A 19,905-nucleotide genomic window follows, 5' to 3' on the forward strand; every position below is an offset into this window, starting at 1 on the left:
CGGCTAATCGGTGCGCAGGGCGTAGATCGGCCGGAGTCTGGCTGCTTTATTGGCGGGCAGGAGGCCGAAGAATACGCCGATAAAGAGTGAGAACAGGAAGGAGATTGTAACCATATTCCAGGCATAGCCCACCTTCAGTACGGTCGATTGGCCGACCAGCCAGGTCAGACCTAAGCCTGCTCCAATCCCGATGATTCCGCCCAGGGTGCTGAGTACAACCGACTCAATGATGAATTGCAGCAGGATATCGATTCTTTTGGCGCCAATCGCCTTGCGTATGCCGATCTCCCGGGTGCGTTCGTTCACCGAGATAATCATAATGTTCATAATGCCGATACCGCCGACGAAGAGGGAGATTCCGGCGATCCCAGCGAGGGCAAGGGACAGGGTGCCGGAGGTTTTCTTCAGCGTATCCAGCATCTGTTTGGAATCGAAGATGCTGTAAGAATCCTTGGCGTGCAGGAATTTCTTGTCGAGGATCTGTCCGACTGCGGCCTTCACAGGCGCCACTTCCTTGTCGCTTAAGGCGGTGACGGCAAAAGTCTGGATACCCTTGCTCTGCAGCAGCCGCTCAGCGGAAGCCAAGGGGATGAGAATCTTCTTATCGTTGGATTCGCTGAGTGAGGTTCCCTTCGCCTGGAGCAAGCCTACAATCTGGAAGGAGGTACCATTCAGCTGGATCTCACGGCCCACCGGATTGTCGGTCCCGAACAGCTTCTTCGCCGTTTCGGTTCCTATCAGGGCCGTCTTCTGCCGGTATTCGTTGTCCATATCCAGCAGGAAGCGGCCGGACTGCACATGAAAGTTCTGTACTTTCTCATAGCTTGGTGTGATGCCTTCAAGCGAGACATTGGTATGGACGTTACGATATTTGGCGGTTACATTGCTGCTGATCGTAGGTGATACCTGATCCACCCCGGGAATCCGGGTGAATGCGGCAACCTCCTCAGTTGTGAGGGAAGTGACTGCCCCCCGTCCGGTAATCATGACCGTCAGCTGATTCGTGCCAAGATCACTGAATTGGCTGGTGATCTGACCCGTAACTCCCTGCCCGACCGAGACCAGCAGGATGACTGAGGATACTCCGATAATGATGCCCAGCATGGTGAGGAAGGAACGGACCTTATTGCCGACGATACTCATTACCGCCATTCGGATACTCTGGGCAAGAATCATTGGTCATTTCTCCGATCTTCGACCAGGTGGCCATCCTGAATCCGGATGACCCGCTTCGCTTGTTCCGCAATGCCCAGGTCATGTGTGATGACAATAATGGTATGTCCCTGTTCATTCAGTCTTTTGATCATGTGCATGACCTCTTCTCCAGTCTTGGAATCGAGTGCACCGGTAGGCTCATCTGCCAGTAGAATAGGAGGATTGCCGGCAAGTGCTCTGGCGATGGCGACCCGCTGCTGCTGGCCCCCGGACAGCTCGCTCGGACGGTGGTGCATCCGCTCATGGAGGCCGACCTTCTCCAGGGCAGCAGCGGCCAGCGTTCTTCGCTCCCGTTGTGACAAGCCCCGGTAGACCAGGGGCAGTTCGACATTCTGGACAGCGGATAACTTAGGGAGCAGGTTGAAGTTTTGGAAGATGAAGCCTATTTTCTCATTGCGGATCCGGGCCAGCCGGTTATCGGATAATCTGCGGACATCCTGTCCATCCAGAGAATAGCTCCCTTCATTCGGGATATCCAGGCAGCCGATCATGTTCATCAAGGTGGATTTTCCAGATCCGGACGGGCCGATAATGGCAACGAATTCGCCATGGTGGATCTCAAAAGAGATATCCTTGAGCACGGTCATCTGTTCCTTAGCCATCATGTATCCGTGGACCATATGCTCAATCCTTATCAGGGGCTCTGTGTTCATTGGGGACCTCCTCCGGAACCGCCACCGCCACCGCTGTTGTCGAAGCCACCCTCGTCACCACCGCCCATATCGAATAGACCCGGAGCTGCGGGAGCAGGCGTACTGGCAGCAATAATGGTCGGGACAATGACCTGTTCCCCTTCGCGCAGACCACTGACAATTTCGATCCGGCTCTCATCATGCACACCTACAGTGACAGGCTTCAGCTGAACGGGCGGAGGTGCGGCAGGGCTTCCAGTGGCGGAGCTGCCCTTGGGCGAGGGGGTCTGCTCCGGCACGGAGTCCTGCACTTGAACATAATACTTGTTGTCCTTTTGGGTCACAGACTCAATGGGAAGCAGCAGAACCTGGTTCTTCTCTTCAATAGTAACGACTCCTTGTGCTGACATACCGGCTCTGGCTCCGGTTGCGTCCGTGAGCAGAAGTGTCACTTCAAAGACGGATACGCCATTAGTGACCGTTCCTTCATCCGCAATCCGCGTGACCTTGGCCGGATAGGCCTTAGCGGGCAGGGCATCCATTTTAATGACTGCGGGCATCCCCGGCTTAATCTTGGGGATGTCCAGCTCGTCAATTTTAATCGTAGTGCTTAAGTGCTTGTAGTCTGTTATGGAGAAGACTTCGGCTCCTTTCGTCACCATTCCGCCTGAGGAGCTGCTGATCTTGGTAACCGTTCCATCCATCGGCGCTGTCAGGGAAGCGGGCGGGATATGATCCTTATTGAGTGCTGCAAGCTCGGTCAATGTGGCTGTAATGGTGTCCTTGGTTCTCTCAATGGCCAGCTTCGCCGCATCAATGTCGGTTAAGGCAGCACCGTCCATGATTAGCTTCTTGTACTGGTCTTGTTTCTCCAGCAGGTCATTCTGCGATTGCTTGAGCGTATTCTGCTGGATTCTTACGTTACTGGCTACATTGGCTCCCTCATAAGTCAGCAGGACCTGACCCTTCTTGACTAGTTCATTCTCCTTAACGAGAACATTGGCTACATTTCCTGTGTCCCTGGCATAGACAATCGTAGTATTCGTGGCCTTCACAGTGCCGGAGCCTTTGACGGTTACAGATATATCGCCCTTGGTCACTACAGTAGTCTGAGCAGCAGGAGGGCTGTCCTGCGTGCTCTTATCCGGCCATAAGCTATAGACAACAATTCCAGCAGTGACAATGACTGCGGCTGACAGTCCTAAGGTTTTTTTGACGTTCATAGCGATCCTCCGGGATCTGGATTTGCCGCGTTTTTCGGGGCAGTGGTGGTCTCAGGGGCTTTGGCCGCAGGGGTGTAAGTCAGGCTGTAGCTCTGGCTGCCCAAGAGAATCCGCTCTCCCTGGAACTCGTCATAGAGCGTGACGAGGAATTTGCCGCTGCGGAGCGTTTTATAGGCATTGCTTGTAAGAGTCATGGAATAGGTCAGGAATTTCCCTGTCACCAGATCCGTCCCGGGCACCAGCGTTCTCTCCTGAGTCTGGCCGAGAGGATCGGTAAGCTGCACGACCAGCTTATGCGCATTAGCGCCCATATCATATTGGTTGTCCTTAGCAAGCGTATACGTCAGATTGACACTCAGCGTATCCTGGCCCTCGGACACAGCACCTGTGGCCTGAGTAACCGTAAACGTATAAGGGAACAATGGCACTCCGCTACCCAGAGTGACTAGTGCAGCCGGAGTCTGAATATTAAGGGCGAGTGCCTTAGGATTAATATAGGCGGTTGGCGTTCCGTCCGGCGCTGTCAGTTTGTTCTCGCTAACCCCTTCTCCCGCGAAAAGCGTCAGCTGCGAGGCGTCGACGCTTGCAGGCAGCTTGCTCCAAATACTCACCAGACTCTTGCCCTTGGGCCCGGCCGCCTGTGCAGATTGACTGACTTCTGCCTCATAATAGGTATTGTCCGGTGTCTTATAATAAGCTACTAGTCTGGACAGCTCTGCCCTCCGCGTTTCAAGACTGCTCACCTCAAGCTCAGTATATAGAATGTTCTGGCTTGCTCCGGGATAAAGGAGGGTCCGGCGCTCTTTAACCTCTGCTTGCTTGCCTGCTGTATCGATCTTGAAGGTGGCGTTATCACCTGCGGCAGACATACCCGGAACAATTTGCTGTGTTTTCAGGGAGAGGAACGGCTCTGTGGTGTCGCCTGTCCCGCTATTTAGTCCGATACGGAGCTGGTCCAGAGATTGCTCATAGGGGAGCTTGCCGATCACATAATACACAGCACTTGCTCCTGCGGCTAGCTGCTGGCTGGAGGCCGTTGCAACGACTTGAACCGGAGCATCCAAGGCGGTCTGCCCTGCGTGGATGGTCCCTGTAAAAGCAGGGAGGGTCATTGCCGCATCCCTGACATTACGGATACGAATGGTGCCGACAAGCAAATCCTCAGTTGTCCACGGCATACGCTGCACTGACTCCAGTACGGCACCGAAGGTTCCGAAGCTGTTATCCAGAATGTACTCCGAAGCAACGGAGTTGGTCGTCTCTAAGGAATAGGGAATCTTGTACATAGCTGTAGGGAAGATTATCTTGCCTTCTGCGGCGGGCTCTACCATCTGGAGCTTCAGCGTATTCTGGTTTATATTCAGCGGCACTTCGGCTGAGAATTGCAGGATCTTCTCCTCAAGCGGCTTCAAGGTGAGGCTGGCCAGCGCTTTGCTGTTGACCGGGAAGGAGTAGCCCTCCTTGGCGGTTACAGATAATTCATAGGCTGGCAGAGTAACCGCCTTGTTGCCGGCATTCCTGATCCGCAGCTTAAGTGTCCACAGTGCCTTCTCGCCTGTCGAGGATACGGAAGCCTGCTTCAGCTGGGTCTCAATAGTATTGCTGCTCATCCCGAATTTCTTCAGTGCGTAAGCATTCACCTCAAGACTTGGATAGCTTGCTTCCGGGAGACGGAAGGAGACTACCGGCAGATCCGCCTTCAGCCCTGCATTCTCCCCTGTGATCAGCAGCGACATGCGGGTGGTCGGTATGTAAGCCGGGAGCTCCGCCAGATACAAGATCTTCTTATTCTCACCGGATTGTACCTTGAAATCGCGGCTGGCACTGTCAAGCGTCAGCTCAAACGCGGAGCCGCCGGAGGATTCGAGGAATACCCGGAGGCCGGGTGCAGTGAGTACCTTGGCTCCTTGATTCGTCAGGCTCAGAGCAACTTTGGCATAGATTTTATTATTGAAACTAAAGATTTGCAGGCTCTGGGGCTTCAGGCTAACCGGAAGGTTGCTGATCGTAAGCTGCTTGCTTAGACCCTGCTGCACATAAGGGGTATAAGCGGCCGGGACTGTGAAGCTGCCCAGCTTCTTCTGGTAATCAGAGCCGCTGAAGTCGAAGCCGAACAGCGAGATGGAGAGGCCTTGAAGTGAAGCCGTCTTGCTGACGTTTACATAGTAGGTGACGGTTAGCTGTTCCTTGGAGGGAACCTCCAGTTTGGTTTTATCCTCGGGAATGGGGCTGCTCTTGAGTGATGCTCCCGCCGGGGTTGTAATCTTGGAAAAGACGTTGAACAGCTTAAAGGTGCTGCTGCTTGTATTCCTGTACACCAGGGTATAGGTCAGACTGTTGCCGCCATCGGCCTTGGCTAATTGCACATCGGTCAGTCTCACGCTGACTCCGGTTCCCACAGTAACCGGCGGTAATTGTGTCAAGGCACTGGTCTGTTGCTGATTTTGCTGCGGCTTGCTTGGGGCCTTACTTCCGGATGCAGCAGAAGCGGCAGTGATTCCCAGGTGCGTACTTGCAATAATCATCCCTAGTACCAGTGCGGCACAGGCACGGTAATTCTTCATTTCATTCCCTCCCAACATTCATCATCCGGTTGACGGCTTAAGGCAAGCCGCTAGAAGATGTTTCCTATTTTACGGGAAAGGGTTAACACAGATATAAATAAAAGGAGGAAGAACCCGGGGTATAGATAAATAGGAGTTAAACTTTTTATAAACTGGCCCCATCTATGCGAGTCTGTGTTATCTCTGCGGACTGTAGCTTCATTATGAAGAGAGGCTTGGAGCAGGCTGACAGAACGCTGGAGGATAATTATAATGGTAGAAACATAAAAACCGGCAAGCCGGAATAGGAGGATCGGGATGGAACAGACATGGGATAAGTTCAGCTGGTTGGGCAGCGAGGAGAGGTATCTGGATCATCCGGCAACTTCCACACTGAACAGGATGGTTATTGGCCGGTACGGAGGGAACACTGCGGCAGGTGCCGATAAGAATGAAGATGGGGCCTATGTATTAAGCGAGTCGGTCGGCGGCTGGGAGTTCGTAATGCTCCTGGATGCGCACAATACGGCGGAAAGTGCAGAACTGCTGATCCTTACAATCAACGGTGAGGCAGATGAAATCATCAGGCTGCTGGCACTGCCGGTTCGGCAGGCGTTCCGGGAGCTGGAGGCTTTTTTGCTGTCTATTTTCCAGTCTGAGGCATTTCTCGGCCAGTGCAGGCAGGTAACGGGAGAGACGGCATGTCTAATCTGTGTTCGGATGGAGAATTACCTCTGGTGGCTCTCGGTGGGAGATAACTCACTGTATCTGCTTCATCCGGAGCTTGCGGCACGCGGGCAGTATGCGCTTAACCAGCGCAATTATTATGAGTGGATCGGCTTCGTCAACACCTTCGCCCAGCCCGTGGCCTGTTACTCGTCAGGCATCCGCGAGCTGCGGCAGGGCCGTAACGTCATCGTGACGACCACAGACGGACTGCTGGAAGCCGGAGCAAGACTGCTGGAGGACCCGCGCAGGCTGTATGAAGCTTTTACAGGTAGAGAGGTTCTGGAGGAATGTGTGGCGGAAGTATTGACGGGGGTGCATGAACAGCTTGGGCGGGATAGCGCAACGGTGGTGGCCTGGAGCTATGATAATGACAAGGCGGGTGCGATGCCTAGTGATTAGGGAGACGTAAGCGGCCCGTACCTATTTTCCCCGTACATGCACTTCTAGGCACCTACCCACATACAATAAAAGGACCATGAACCCGTTGTTCTCCTAACTGATCGGTTTCATTGTACATGTGCGGGAGGTGTCGCCAAGTTGCCTGGAATCATAAGCACGATTGCGCTGCTGATCAAAGAACTGACGCTGCTGGTATCTTACGTAAGGAACAACGCTTTTCCCCAGCCTCTATCGGAGCAGGACGAGAGCAAATACTTAGGCATGATGGCCGAGGGAGACGCCAAGGCACGGAACCTGCTGATCGAGCATAACCTGCGGCTGGTTGCCCATATAGTGAAGAAATTCGACAACACCGGCGAAGACATGGAGGACCTCATCTCCATCGGCACCATCGGGCTGATCAAGGCCATCGAGAGCTACCGCCCGAACAAGGGCACGAAGCTTGCAACTTTTGCTGCCCGTTGTATCGAGAATGAGATCCTGATGCACCTCCGGTCGCTGAAAAAAACCCGCAAAGACGTATCCCTCCACGATCCGATCGGAACGGATAAGGAAGGCAATGAGATCACCCTGATCGATATCCTCGGCTCTGAGGCGGATGATGTAATTAAAGAGGTCGATCTGAAGATTGAGAAGAGCAAGATCTATCGGAATCTGGATATATTAGACGATCGGGAAAAGGAAGTCGTTGTCGGGCGCTTCGGCCTGGACACAGGCGGGGAGGAGCGGACACAGCGGGAGATTGCGAAGGAGCTGGGGATCTCGCGGAGCTATGTGTCGCGGATAGAGAAGAGGGCGCTCATGAAGCTGTATCATGAGTTTTATAAGGTGAAGCGGTGAAGAGAGAGGGTTGCCTGTAGGAATGAGACAGTGGAGGTCTCAGTCTTGCAGGTTTTTTTAATGAAATTCAACGATTAGATTCTATATACCAAGCTCTTAGCTGAAATAAATTGCGTTTTACTGTGGTATACTCGAACTATAAGCGGAAATGAGGTGTTTCTATATTGAGAAATATTACACAGGACCTTGCCAAATTGATTCGACTAACAGGTGACCGTGCCAAATTGGATGCTAAAGCAAATGGAACATATATAGTATACAAAACACCGGAAGGACAAATCGTTAGAGAGTACAGTACCGGTAAGATCGTGAAAATGAATGAACAGGATTTCATCCATGAATGAGACAAAGGCAACGATGTTTGTGTTTGCCGGTAATAATGGAAGTGGCAAGAGCACAATCCGCAACTTGATTGTTGACAGGCTTGGGGTAAGTGTAAATATTGACCCCGATGCACTGGCCCGTAAAATTAATAATGGGCATCCTGAAAAGAGTAAAGTATCTGCCGGGAAAGAAGCTATAAGGATAGCTAGGGAATGTATTCGAAATAAGTGGGATTTCAGTGTGGAAACTACTTTAGCTGGTGGTAACGTTATAAGGCAGATGAGAGATGCAAAGGAACAAGGCTTTGAAATTATTATGTTTTATGTGGGACTAGGGGATGTACGGCTAAATATTGAACGTGTTGCTTTGCGAGTGAAGAACGGTGGTCATCATATTGAAACCGAGGATATTATTAGACGCAATATAACCAGTATGAATAATCTGTTATCTCACTTAGATCTGATTGATCAATTAATTGTTGTTGATAATAGTAAAGCTGATGGCGAGTTTATTCTTGAAGCAGATAAAAGCGGGATAAAATATTATTTAAATGAATTACCTGAATGGGCACAATTAATCGATAGACAGTTACAAATTAAATACAGAACGTAAAATAACCAATTCGAATCGGAAACGATCTTGATTGGTTTATTTTTTAAAAAAACCCGCAAAGATGTATCCCTCCACGATCCGAACGGAACGGATAAGGAAGGGAACGAGATCACCCTGATCGATATCCTAGGCTCAGAAGCGGATGATGTGATTAAAGAGGTCGATCTGAAGATTGAGAAGAGCAAGATTTATCGGAATCTGGATATCTTGGATGATCGTGAGAAGGAAGTCGTGGTCGGGCGGTTTGGGCTTGATACAGGCGGGGAGGAGCGGACGCAGCGGGAGATTGCGAAGGAGCTGGGGATCTCACGGAGCTATGTGTCGCGGATTGAGAAGAGGGCGCTCATGAAGCTGTATCATGAGTTTTATAAGGTGAAGCGGTAGGTTACAAGAAGGAGTTGTTTGCGTCTAAGCATCTAGTGAAAAGTATGACTCCAAATGGGGGATACTTTTCACTAGATGCTTTTCTTTTCAGAATTTTGCGAATGGTAGTACAATCATTGAATGCCGATGGTTGGATTCTTATGAGACTACGATTGGTATCAATAAATTAGCAGTGGTTGATCAGGAATTAAAAATTTAAAAGCACCTATTCATTCGGAGATTAGTAGTTTATGATTACTGAACTGAAGGGGTGTTTTTTAATTTGTTTGCAGAAGTGCCGACCTGCCTGCTGGACGGTAAGCTGTAAAGCAAATAAGGAAATTAATCGGGCGAAAAGAAAATTTTGCTATAGAAGCTACTCTGTCGTAGGCAAGCTAAATCGTACAACGTGCCATTCCTTAAACATGCCGAAAGCCCTTCTTGCCCATTTCGATCGCTTATGCTAACTGTAAGCATTCACGATTCAACTCATCTCCACTATCTCATTAACAAAGGATGCTCACTATGGAAAAGAAAATTATACAGCTCATGGGAACGGTTATTACGATGGTCGTTCATCATCAGAATGCAGCGGCGCTCTTGGCGGATGCGGAGCAGCAGCTGATTGACTACGAGCAGCGCTTCAGTGCGAATAATCCGAGCTCGGCGCTCATGCAGATTAATAACCAAGCCGGGAAGAGTCCCGTAATTGTCGATACGGATCTGTTCGATCTGATTGCAATCGGGAAGAGGGAGAGTCTCGTAGCAGACAGTCTGCTGAACATCGCGATTGGTCCCTTAGTCAAGGCGTGGAAGATCGGGTTTGCAGGGGCGCAGCATCCTCCGGAAGCGGTCATTGCGGAGTGTCGGCAGCTTATCGATCCGCATCATATTCAATTGGATGAGAAACGGAAGACTGTTTTCCTGGAAAAGGAAAGGATGGAGGTTGATCTGGGTGCGCTGGCCAAAGGGTACTTTGCAGATCGAATTGTGGAGGTATTCAAGCGTCAGGGGGCGAGCGCAGGGTTCATCGATCTAGGTGGGAATGTGCTGACTTTTGGTGAGAACCCGGCGTCTGAAGACGGGTTATGGCGGGTCGGGATTCAGAATCCACAGCTACCGCGAGGGAATTATGCGTTGGTCTTGAAATTGAAGAACCAATCCATTGTGACTTCTGGCGTGTATGAGCGGAAGTTGGAGGTTGCGGGCCGGAAGTACCATCATATTTTTGACGGACAAACGGGGTACCCGGTACAGAGCGATGTAGCAAGCTTGACAATTGTAACGGAGCAGTCATTGGAGGGAGAGATTGGTTCTACCCGTCTATTTGGCAAGCGTGCGGCCGAGATCATTCGTACGCTGAATTCGACCGCTGAGATTGAGGGTATCGTGATCACGGAACATAACGAGCTGGCTGTTACGGATGCTCTGCGTGCATACATGGAACATCTGTAGTAAAGAGTGAGATCAAATCTTGTTCCACCGAAGATAGAGGTTTGTTTTTGGAATAGGCAATAAAATAATCGAGCGACAACAAATCCAGTGATAAGGGCAACAGGCGGTAGCCCTGAGGGACTTCCGACATGCAGATACTATAGGGGACGAATGCGATACCAACGCCTTTCTTGGCTAACTCCAGCGTGGTGAAAATATTCGTGCTTTCCAATATAACAGTTGGTTTGATCTTAAACTTCTGAAATAGGTGATCAAGCTGCCGGCGAATCGAAGAACCTTTTTTGGTCAGCACAAGGGGACTTTGCAGCAGCAGCTTCAGATTGGCATGGCTCTCCTCTAACGTCTTCGGATTAATGTCATACAACGGGGAGTCCTCTGTCACCACCGCATAATAACCATGAGGCCCCCATGAGACAACATTCAGATTGGGCGAGAGGGTCTCTGGATTTTGTCCGATAAAAAAATCCAGTTCATGGTTCAACACGCGGATTTCATTGACCTCGGAGTAATCCTCTTGAATCTCGATCTTAATAGACGGGTAATTTTTCATGAAATCGGGCAAAAACAAAGGCAATAAATACGAACCTAAGCTGGACAAGATACCGAGCTTGATCGTCTGGGTGTCTCTTATGGAATAGTGAGCGATTCGTTTGTGGAATTGTTCCTGCGCCATTTCAAGGGACATCAGATACTGATAGTACAGCTTGCCTGCCTCAGTTAGTTGCAAGGGAGAGGTCTGTCGATTCAAAATTTCTGTGCCGATTTCATGCTCGATTCGCTTGATAAGCTGCGTGAGGTAAGGTTGCGAAACATACAGGTCCTTGGCGGCCTTAGTATAGCTTCCGTGCTTGAGAATCGCGTCAAGATAATGAAGGATATTGGAAGAATCAATCGTAGTCATAAGGATCACCTGCTCTCATTAAAGATGGTATAAGAGAACTGTTATAGAACGATAAGAAAATGGATATTTCACAAATGTATTTTTTCATACTAAAATTTATTTGTAAAGGTAAGTGACCAAGTCAAAAGGAATTTGTAGAAATCCGTTTTATATTGTGCAATTATTCACAAAGTAAGAGAGGAAGAAAATTATGAAACTAATCGGTATTGTCGGAACGAACTCGAATACTTCGACGAATCGCAAGCTGTTGCAATTTATGCGTAAGCATTTTTCCAGCCAGGCGGAGATTGAGGTCTGTGAGATTAAGCACCTCCCTGCTTTTGATGAACCGGAAGATCGTCAGGCGCCCACTGAAGTACAAGCCTTATGCGAGCAGATTGCGGCAGCGGATGGCGTCATTATCTCGACCCCGGAATACGATCATACCATCCCAGCGGCGCTCAAGAGCGCCATGGAATGGATCTCGTATACCACCCGCCCTTTGATTAACAAACCAGTTCTGATCGTGGGTGCTTCCCACGGTTTGCTTGGTACATCTCGTGCCCAGATGCATCTACGTCAGATTCTGGATGCTCCAGAGCTTAAGGCTCGCGTTCTGCCGAGCTCGGAATTTTTGTTGGGACATTCACTTGCCGCTTTTGACGAGTCAGGTGATCTGGTCTACGCAAATAAGGTTCAGGAGCTGGAGGAGATCTTCGAAGAGTTCCAATTGTTCGTGAAGATTAACCAACAGTTGGTTAAAGAGAACCACTTCAAGACAGAGCAAAGCAAAGCATTTAGCTGGGAATCGGTAATCTGGGGAGGCGAACGGGCATGAAATTTGTCGGAATTGTAGGAACCAACGCGTCGAAGTCTTATAATCGGAAGCTACTGGAATTTATGAAGTCTCATTTTAGCGAAAAAGTGGACATTGAAATTCTGGAACTGAAGGGTGTCCCGATGTTTAATGAATCGGACGATCAATCGCAGAGTCCGATTATTCAGAACTTTAACACGAAGATTACGGAAGCGGATGGTGTCATTATCGCTACACCGGAGCATAATCACTCGGTCCCCTCCGCACTGAAAAGTATTCTGGAATGGTTGTCTTGGAATCTTCACCCGTTCGATGGCAAACCGGTCATGGTTGTCGGTGCGGCGTATGATGTGCAGGGGTCCTCCCGTGCACAACTACATCTGCGTCAGATTCTAGATGCACCCGGTGTCAATGCTAGCGTGATGCCTGGCTCGGAGTTCCTGTTGGGCCGTGCGAATGAAGCCTTTGATGAAGCGGGGAAGATCAAGTCGGAGCGGACGGTTGATTTCTTGGAGAGTTGCTTCCATCGTTTTATGCGTTTTGCCAAAATCGCTAATCTGCTGAATGTCCCTGAAGACGTTAGCTTTGAACCGGGAACCTATGAGGTAAAGGCGGTCGGACATAACGGTGATCTGCCGATGATCGTTGAGATGAGTTCGACTCGTATAGAGAAGATCGACATCGATACAGCGGGCGAATCACAGGGGATTGCGGATGTGGTATTTACCCGGATTCCGAGTCAGATCATCGAAGGACAGACGCTGAACGTGGATATTTTGTCCGGCGCATCCGTCACTAGCAATGGGGTCATCGACGGAGTAGCGAAGGCGGTCAAGATGGCAGGCGCCAACCCGGATGTATTAAAAAAACGGCCAAAAGCACAGAGTGCGATCAATCACGGCGACGAAGAGTATACAGCGGACGTTGTGATCGTTGGTGCGGGTGGTGCGGGACTCGCAGCAGCAGCCAGCGTGCTTCAGCAGGGCAAGAAAGCTATCATCGTAGAGAAGTTCCCAGCCATAGGTGGTAATACGGTACGAACAGGTGGTCCAATGAACGCTGCCGATCCAGAGTGGCAACGTAAATTTGCGGCGATTCCGGGTGAAGGTCATACGATTGAAGAGCTGGCAGCAACCCCGGAAGAACAGGTAGATGCCGAGTATCTGGCGGACTTCCGTATCTTCAAACATCAGGTGGCTGATTATCTCCGCGATTCGAAAGAGGGCAAAGAATTCTTGTTCGACTCCGCGATCTTCCACCGGATGCAGACCTATTTCGGCGGCAAACGGAACGACCTTCAGGGGTATTCCATTTACGGGCAATATGATCTGGTTAAGGTATTAACCGATCAGGCGCTAGCCTCCGTTAAATGGTTGGAGGAACTGGGTGTCGAATTTGACTATAACGAAGTGACCATGCCGGTAGGAGCGTTGTGGCGCCGTGGACATAAACCAGTGAAGCATGAAGGCTATGCCTTCGTAGCGGCTTTAGAGCAATTTGTCCGTGCACAGGGTGGTCAGATCCTCACCGATACTCCGGTGAAGCGACTGATTATCGAAGCAGACGGCCGAGTTAGCGGCGTAATTGGTACCGGAGTAGCCGGGCAAACGGTAACGGTTCATGCGCCGGCGGTGGTGCTGGCTTCCGGTGGCTTTGGGGCCAATACGCAGATGCTGAAGCAGTACAATACGTACTGGAACGAGATCGATGACGACATCAAGACCTCGAATTCTCCGGCGATTACCGGCGATGGTATTCTGCTGGGACAAAGTGCGGGCGCTGATCTGGTCGGCATGGGCTTCTCGCAAATGATGCCAGTGTCCGATCCGCAGACGGGCGCCTTGTTTAGCGGGTTGCAAGTGCCGCCGCAGAACTTTGTCATGGTCAATCAGCAGGGCAAACGTTTCGTCAACGAATATGGTAGCCGCGATCAGTTGTCGATAGCAGCAATCAATAACGGAGGCCTGTTCTATCTGATTGCGGATGACAAGATCAAGGAGACGGCCTATAACACAAATCAAGCGAAGATCGATAAGCAGGTGGAGCGAGGCACGCTATTCAGAGCGGACACACTGGAGGAGCTGGCCCAGCAAATTCATATCGATCCGACTACGCTAGTGGATACGATCGCGATGTACAACTCTTACGTTGATCAGGGACATGATCCGGAATTTGGTAAAAATGCGTTCGATCTTAAGGTTGCAGTGGCTCCGTTCTATGCGACACCTCGTAAGCCAGCTGTTCACCATACGATGGGCGGACTCAAGATTGATACACAGACGCATGTTCTTCGCGAATCTGGCCAGATCATCCCGGGGTTGTACGCAGCCGGTGAGGTGGCAGGCGGTATCCATGCCGGTAACCGTCTGGGTGGTAACTCGCTCACCGACATTTTCACATTCGGTCGAATTGCCGGACGGACAGCTGTTGAGGAGCAGGCTGTTTTGTCGAAGTCATGAAATAAGTCTTTAGATCACATCTCTCTTTAAGCAGTGGAGCTGACTCATAAGTAGACTTACTACGAAGATAACAGCTCATCTTGAATCTAAATGTTGTTAAAAAAGCAGCGATTCTCTTGTTATTGGAGGATCGCTGCCTTGCGTTTTTGGTCCGCTGCGGCTTGCTTCAACACATTAGTTATGTGTCGCGGATTGAGAAGCGGGCGCTGATGAAGCTGTATCATGAGTTTTATAAGGTGAAGCGGTGAGCTCATAATCAATTTCTAAAGCAACTTGTCTGCGGATGAGTTGCTTTTTGTTTTACGAATATAACGTCCTGGAGATACCCCTTCTGACTTCGTGAATTGTTTGGTGAATGAATAGATATCCCCGTAACCAAGACTAACGGCTACGTGTTTGATGGGAAGTCCGGATAGCAGCATCATTTTTGCCTGTCTCATTAAATGCTCCGTGTGATATCGCTTAGGGGAAATCCCCGTAGTATCTTTAAAAAATTTTCGGAAGTTCTCGTAGCCCATATTCACGGCAGATGCCACTTCCTGAATATCAAAGTGAATATCATTGGAAACACTAATCAGCTCGCAGGCTTTTGTTATTTTACTTTCATTTTCATTGCTATGAGCATTATGAATGCTACTGTGTAATCTGATAATCAAATCCTGAGACTTCATTAGCAGGGAGGGAAGACTTTCATCTGTTGCACTTTTTAAGGCTTTCAGCAAGGAAACAAAATCAAAGAAAAAATCATTCGTATGTTGTGTCGATTGGACTTCCTTATCGGAATTAATAATTCCAAGGGTCTTTAAGTATGAATAGACAGGATACCCGACACTGATATAAAACTCGATCCAATTACCATCTGGTTCAATTGCAGTAGAGTGCAAACGTTCAGGTAGACGTTGAACAAGATCACCTGCTTGCATAGGAGTAACGGTACCGTCCGTAGAAATAAACTTTCCACTGCCTTGCAATACTACAAAACAGCTGTAATATCCTATCTTAAAATCATATTGAGAACGCTCTGCTGATCTTTTCCGCATAAATCCGCAAGATAAAATACCTTGATTAAAATCTTTGCCGATACATCGGTAGATTACATCATTTTCCTCAATGTCTTCAACTTTCATGTATTCACACTCCTACCAAAGTGGATAAATGAAATACCATACTCAACATTTAATATAAGGGATTTTCCTTCTATTATAGGGGTATCTACATTGAAAGATCAACCAATTAGAACAATCGATGGGAGTGTTATTGAAGCCAATGAAGCTAAGCAGAGATTGGGAAAATCAACATGTTACTCAAAAAAACCGTTATCCCATGCATGAGCCCTACGGAGTATACGAAACCGTTGAACAGGCTTTAAGCGGAGACCGGAGAAAGTCTAAATATGTGAAGAGCCTGAATGGAATGTGGAAGTTTAAAATGTTTGGGTCTCCCGATGAAGTAACGGATGAATTCTATAGTCCTGAACATGATGTTTCCCAGTGGGATCATATTCCGGTTCCTTCCCATTGGGAACTTTCGGGGTATGGAAAACCTGTATACACCAATATGTTGTATCCCTTTGTTCAAAAAGGGGAGGGTTCACATCACGAGATTCAACTCAAGAAGAATGAATACATTTTGAATCCGCCTCATGTGCCGGAGAGTAATCTTACCGGTTGTTACGTCCTAACGTTTGAAGTTGACGAACATTTTTACGAAAGGGATATATTTATTGATTTTGGAGGTGTAGAATCGTGTTTTTATCTTTGGTTAAACGGCAAGCTGGTTGGTTATTCTCAGGACAGTAAGCTTAACGCTTCTTTCGATATCACGGATTACATTCAAAAGGGGCAAAACCGTATAGCTGTTCAGGTTATGCGGTTTGGAGCCGGTACTTATCTGGAGGATCAGGATTACTGGCATCTCTCGGGGATCTACCGGGATGTTCTTATTTATGCAAAACCACGTATGCGCATCCATGATTATAAGGTCGAAACCCTCTTTTCAGGTAATTATAACAATGCCGAATTAAGCGTAACGGTTCTACCTAATAATCAAGCGAATGGTTATGGTGATGCCCATGTTCGGTTGTCCCTTTATGATAGCGAGCAGAAATTGGTTACTGCGTTTGAAACGCCAAAGTTTGCGGATTGTGATTTCTACCTGCGAGAGAAATATGTAGCAAAGGTTACGAAAACCATTTCAAATCCTCAATTGTGGAGCGACGAGAACCCTTATCTCTATAAATTGGTCTTAGAAATGATTGATTGTTCTGGAAATGTAGTTGATATTGAGAGCGCGAATGTCGGCTTCCGTGAAGTGAAGATCGATCGAAAAGGGGTCCTGAGAATTAATGGGAAGCGTCTCATTATACGGGGAACCAATCTTCATGCCTTTTGTCCTGAAACAGGACGAGTCGTAACAACAGAATATATGCGTGAGCAAATCAAGGTCATGAAATCGCTGAATATCAATGCGGTAAGAACAAGTCACTATCCGCACGCCATCGAGTGGTATGACCTGTGTGATGAACTGGGCATTTACCTGGTGGATGAAGCCAATATTGAAACACACGGTCTTGGCGGCCAGTTAAGCGCATCCCCCGAATGGACACATGCGTATATGGAACGGGCTACACGGATGGTTCTGAGAGATAAAAATCATCCATCCATTATTCTCTGGTCTCTGGGTAATGAATCCGGTTATGGAGCGAATCATGCTGCGATGTACGGCTGGATTAAGGAGTATGACAAAACAAGGTATGTTCAGTATGAGTCTCTGAGTCCTCCGGCAAATATCTCCGATATTGTGGCGCCTATGTATCCTCAGAAAGATTGGATCTTGGATGTCATGGCTGATAGCGAAGATTTGCGTCCTTTTATTATGTGTGAATATGCGTACGCGAAAAGTAACAGTAACGGAAACTTTAAGGAATTTTGGGATCTCATTCATAAATTCCCGCGGTTTCAAGGAGGATTTATTTGGGATTTTCAGGATAAGGCGCTTGTTAAGCAGGATAAAGACGGAAATAAAAAGTATGTCTATGGCGGGGCATTCCATGAAGAAGTTACTGATCCTGCTCCTGATATGTGCTTGAATGGTATAGTTTTCCCAGATCTAACGCTCAAGCCGGCTGCGCATGAAATAAAAAATGTACAATCTCCTATCCAAATGGATTACATGCCTGGGAATCATGGCTATCGAATTTATAATCATTACACGCATCGGGATTTAAGCCATTTGAATATGGTGTGGGAGCTAGTTTGCGATGGAAAGGTGGTTGAAAGCGGTAGTTTGCCTAGATATCACACAGCACCCGGATCCGTTGATAAGCTTCAAGCGCCATATGATTCGTCTAAAGTCTCCGGGGAAGCTTTTGTTAATTTCTATGCTTATTTGGAAGAGGACACCTTTTATTCTAATAAGGGAACCTGTATTTATGCATGCCAGATAGAGATTAAAGATTCTGTTAATAAAGTGCATACCGGAGAGATAGAAAAGGATAGTTTGAGGTATGATGAAACGACAAATGAAATTCATATATATAATGAAAATACAACGGTACTTTTCTCGAAAGAAACAGCAGAGTTCATCACTGTAAAATACAATAACAAGAATTATTTCACGGGAGGAACAAATAACTTTTATCGCCCTCCGACAGGAATTGATGCAGGTATTCATCTCGAATCGTCCAATTATGCAGATGAGTGGAAAGCTCTCGGACTCCATTCCCATCAAAAAGAAATCAAGAAGATTCGGGTATTTGCAGCACCTACTGCTGTTATCATTCAAGTTCATTGTATATATCATGGATGCATTGAAACAAAAACTAATTATACCGTCGGCGGCAAAGGCATAGAAATCACCAATACAGTTGTGAACAATGCCAAGGTCGATACTCTCCCGAGAATTGGGTTAAGCTTTAAGTTCTCTGATGCTTGGAAGAAGTTGAAATGGTATGGTCGCGGGCCATGGGAGAACTACGCGGATCGTAAATCTGCCGCATTCGTTGGAGTATATGAGAGCACTGTAGAACAGCAGCACGTACCCTATATCTTACCGGTAGAATGCGGTGGTAAGGAGGATGTCCGGTATTTATATTTGTCATCCAAAGAACAAGCAGTAAAAGTATCGGCAGCGGGACATTTCCATTTTGATATTCATGGGCACAGCATTGAGCAATATGACAACGCCGCCTATGAAGACGAGCTGGGAAATTCAGATTCTGTTTATCTTAATATTGATTACAAACATGCAGGTCTGGGTGGAGATACCGGCTGGACCAAGAATATTCACGATCCCTATCAAATTAAGAAAGGTATCTATGTTTATACGGTAACTATAGAGATCATTTCTTAAGAAAAACTAATAGAGGTAATTTGAAAAATAGCTTGTAGAGATGAGAAATTAATTTCTCTTTCTACAGGCTATTTGTGTTTCTGTATCTTAGAACAACTTTAAAAGGTAGGATTCAATGCCACTTGATACTCATTCATTAAATTGTCGATAATCTGCTGTACAGACAAAATCTCTTTAATCTCATGAACTCTGGACCCGGCAAAAACCAATCCGTTCTTAACATCTCCTCTAAGGGAAGTGAGCAGGGATTCCATTGTACAGAAGCGATGTGAACAGACCTTTAGACAATCATAGCATTTGACAATCTTTAATTTGGCATCATTACTGATCCGTTCCGTAAATTCATTCCGAATCGCTCTGCCTTCTAGACCCACAGTAGACTTGATGAGGACAGTATCTCCTTGCTGAGCATCTACATACTTTTGCTTGAAGGCTAAGGGAGCATCACACTCATGGCTAGCCACAAATCGGGTACCCATTTGAACACCAGATGCGCCCATCCGAAGGGCTTTTGCGATATCATCCCCTGTCAGAATTCCACCTGCAGCAATAACGGGAATCGAAACGGCCTCTAAGACTTCAGGAAGGATATCAAACATGGATCTGTCTGTACCTAAATGCCCCCCGGCTTCGAACCCTTCCACAACCACTGCGGAAGCACCAAGTCTTTCGGAAATTCGGGCTAATTTGGCGGATGAAACAATTGTTACGACAGGAGTGCCATATTCTCTACCCCAAGCATAGATATCTCTCGAAATGCCAGCTCCAGAAATGATAAAGTCAACCTTTTCTTCTAAAGCAACCTTCATTTTTTCGGCAAAGTCTTTCACAGCGAATAGTACATTCACACCGATATAGCCGATCCCTTTAGAGAGTTCTCTTGTTTGGCGAATATGTATTCTCAGCTCTTCAGTAGTGATTCCTGTACCAGAGATGGTGCCAATCCCGCCTGCATTGGCTACAGCAGCAGCTAGTCCGCTTAAGGATATGCCTACACCCATGCCACCTTGAATAACAGGAACCCTCGATTTAATATGTCCGAATTGGATGGTTGGAAGTTTCAA

General features: G+C 48.0%; 15 protein-coding genes and 2 pseudogenes. 10 read left to right on the plus strand and 7 right to left on the minus strand.

Translation table 11 applies throughout. The annotated features are described in order from the left end of the window. Nucleotides 1–3: 3 nt before the first annotated feature. From MKZ07_RS31340 to MKZ07_RS31355, 4 genes are read right to left on the minus strand one after another with little or no spacing between them, the layout of a single operon-like run. Nucleotides 4–1,176 (minus strand): ABC transporter permease, encoded by a 1,173-nt coding sequence (locus MKZ07_RS31340; protein WP_036691096.1) that lies wholly within the window; start codon nt 1,174–1,176, stop codon nt 4–6. Further along, on the minus strand, nt 1,173–1,868 hold the full coding sequence (locus MKZ07_RS31345) for an ABC transporter ATP-binding protein (RefSeq protein WP_036691094.1): 696 nt from the start codon (nt 1,866–1,868) through the stop codon (nt 1,173–1,175). The genes MKZ07_RS31340 and MKZ07_RS31345 overlap by 4 nt, the downstream gene beginning before the upstream one ends. After that, on the minus strand, nt 1,865–3,070 hold the full coding sequence (locus MKZ07_RS31350) for an efflux RND transporter periplasmic adaptor subunit (protein WP_051493174.1): 1,206 nt from the start codon (nt 3,068–3,070) through the stop codon (nt 1,865–1,867). Before MKZ07_RS31350 ends, MKZ07_RS31345 begins: the two co-directional genes overlap by 4 nt. Beyond that, nucleotides 3,067–5,634, minus strand: a complete 2,568-nt coding sequence (locus tag MKZ07_RS31355) for a hypothetical protein (protein WP_341029406.1) — start codon at nt 5,632–5,634, stop codon at nt 3,067–3,069. The genes MKZ07_RS31350 and MKZ07_RS31355 overlap by 4 nt, the downstream gene beginning before the upstream one ends. Nucleotides 5,635–5,931: 297 nt before the next feature. Between MKZ07_RS31355 and MKZ07_RS31360 the strand changes: the two genes are divergently transcribed. From MKZ07_RS31360 to MKZ07_RS31385, 6 genes and pseudogenes are all read left to right on the plus strand, one after another. Further along, a complete protein-coding gene (locus MKZ07_RS31360) occupies nt 5,932–6,741 on the plus strand; it encodes a protein phosphatase 2C domain-containing protein (RefSeq protein ID WP_341029412.1) in 810 nt (269 codons plus the stop codon). A gap of 138 nt (nt 6,742–6,879) precedes the next feature. After that, a complete protein-coding gene (gene sigK / locus MKZ07_RS31365) occupies nt 6,880–7,581 on the plus strand; it encodes an RNA polymerase sporulation sigma factor SigK (protein ID WP_036691086.1) in 702 nt (233 codons plus the stop codon). Nucleotides 7,582–7,745: 164 nt separating this feature from the next. Further along, a complete protein-coding gene (locus MKZ07_RS31370; protein WP_036691083.1) occupies nt 7,746–7,925 on the plus strand; it encodes a hypothetical protein in 180 nt (59 codons plus the stop codon). Beyond that, a complete protein-coding gene (locus tag MKZ07_RS31375; protein WP_036691081.1) occupies nt 7,918–8,517 on the plus strand; it encodes a zeta toxin family protein in 600 nt (199 codons plus the stop codon). The genes MKZ07_RS31370 and MKZ07_RS31375 overlap by 8 nt, the downstream gene beginning before the upstream one ends. A gap of 42 nt (nt 8,518–8,559) precedes the next feature. Further along, nucleotides 8,560–8,901 (plus strand): annotated as a pseudogene (locus MKZ07_RS31380) (sigma-70 family RNA polymerase sigma factor); the annotation flags it as partial. A 504-nt stretch (nt 8,902–9,405) separates the two neighbouring features. Beyond that, nucleotides 9,406–10,335 (plus strand): FAD:protein FMN transferase, encoded by a 930-nt coding sequence (locus tag MKZ07_RS31385; RefSeq protein WP_341029413.1) that lies wholly within the window; start codon nt 9,406–9,408, stop codon nt 10,333–10,335. On the opposite strand, the gene MKZ07_RS31390 is transcribed toward MKZ07_RS31385, so the two are convergent. Continuing rightward, entirely contained in the window at nt 10,298–11,236 is a 939-nt protein-coding gene (locus tag MKZ07_RS31390; protein WP_341029414.1) for a LysR family transcriptional regulator, read from the minus strand. The two genes, MKZ07_RS31385 and MKZ07_RS31390, sit on opposite strands and share 38 nt — an antisense overlap. A 190-nt stretch (nt 11,237–11,426) precedes the next feature. On the opposite strand from MKZ07_RS31390, the gene MKZ07_RS31395 reads away from it, so the two are divergent. The 3 genes and pseudogenes from MKZ07_RS31395 to MKZ07_RS33695 all read left to right on the plus strand — a co-directional run. After that, a complete protein-coding gene (locus MKZ07_RS31395; RefSeq protein ID WP_036691076.1) occupies nt 11,427–12,053 on the plus strand; it encodes an NADPH-dependent FMN reductase in 627 nt (208 codons plus the stop codon). Then, the gene (locus MKZ07_RS31400; protein WP_036691074.1) at nt 12,050–14,491 is read left to right on the plus strand and encodes a flavocytochrome c; all 2,442 of its coding nucleotides are present in this window, start codon (nt 12,050–12,052) and stop codon (nt 14,489–14,491) included. The genes MKZ07_RS31395 and MKZ07_RS31400 overlap by 4 nt, the downstream gene beginning before the upstream one ends. Nucleotides 14,492–14,667: 176 nt before the next feature. Next, nucleotides 14,668–14,739: pseudogene (locus MKZ07_RS33695) on the plus strand (RNA polymerase subunit sigma); the annotation flags it as partial. Nucleotides 14,740–14,754: 15 nt separating this feature from the next. Here MKZ07_RS33695 and MKZ07_RS31405 read toward each other — a convergent pair. After that, entirely contained in the window at nt 14,755–15,618 is an 864-nt protein-coding gene (locus MKZ07_RS31405) for a helix-turn-helix domain-containing protein (RefSeq protein WP_036691073.1), read from the minus strand. A gap of 139 nt (nt 15,619–15,757) precedes the next feature. On the opposite strand from MKZ07_RS31405, the gene MKZ07_RS31410 reads away from it, so the two are divergent. Next, nucleotides 15,758–18,841, plus strand: a complete 3,084-nt coding sequence (locus MKZ07_RS31410; protein WP_341029416.1) for a glycoside hydrolase family 2 TIM barrel-domain containing protein — start codon at nt 15,758–15,760, stop codon at nt 18,839–18,841. A 98-nt stretch (nt 18,842–18,939) separates the two neighbouring features. Here MKZ07_RS31410 and MKZ07_RS31415 read toward each other — a convergent pair whose 3' ends face one another. Continuing rightward, nucleotides 18,940–19,905 (minus strand): NAD(P)H-dependent flavin oxidoreductase, encoded by a 966-nt coding sequence (locus tag MKZ07_RS31415; RefSeq protein WP_076155258.1) that lies wholly within the window; start codon nt 19,903–19,905, stop codon nt 18,940–18,942.

This window comes from Paenibacillus sp. FSL P4-0338 (assembly GCF_038002365.1).
Classification (GTDB): Bacteria; Bacillota; Bacilli; order Paenibacillales; family Paenibacillaceae; genus Paenibacillus_AQ.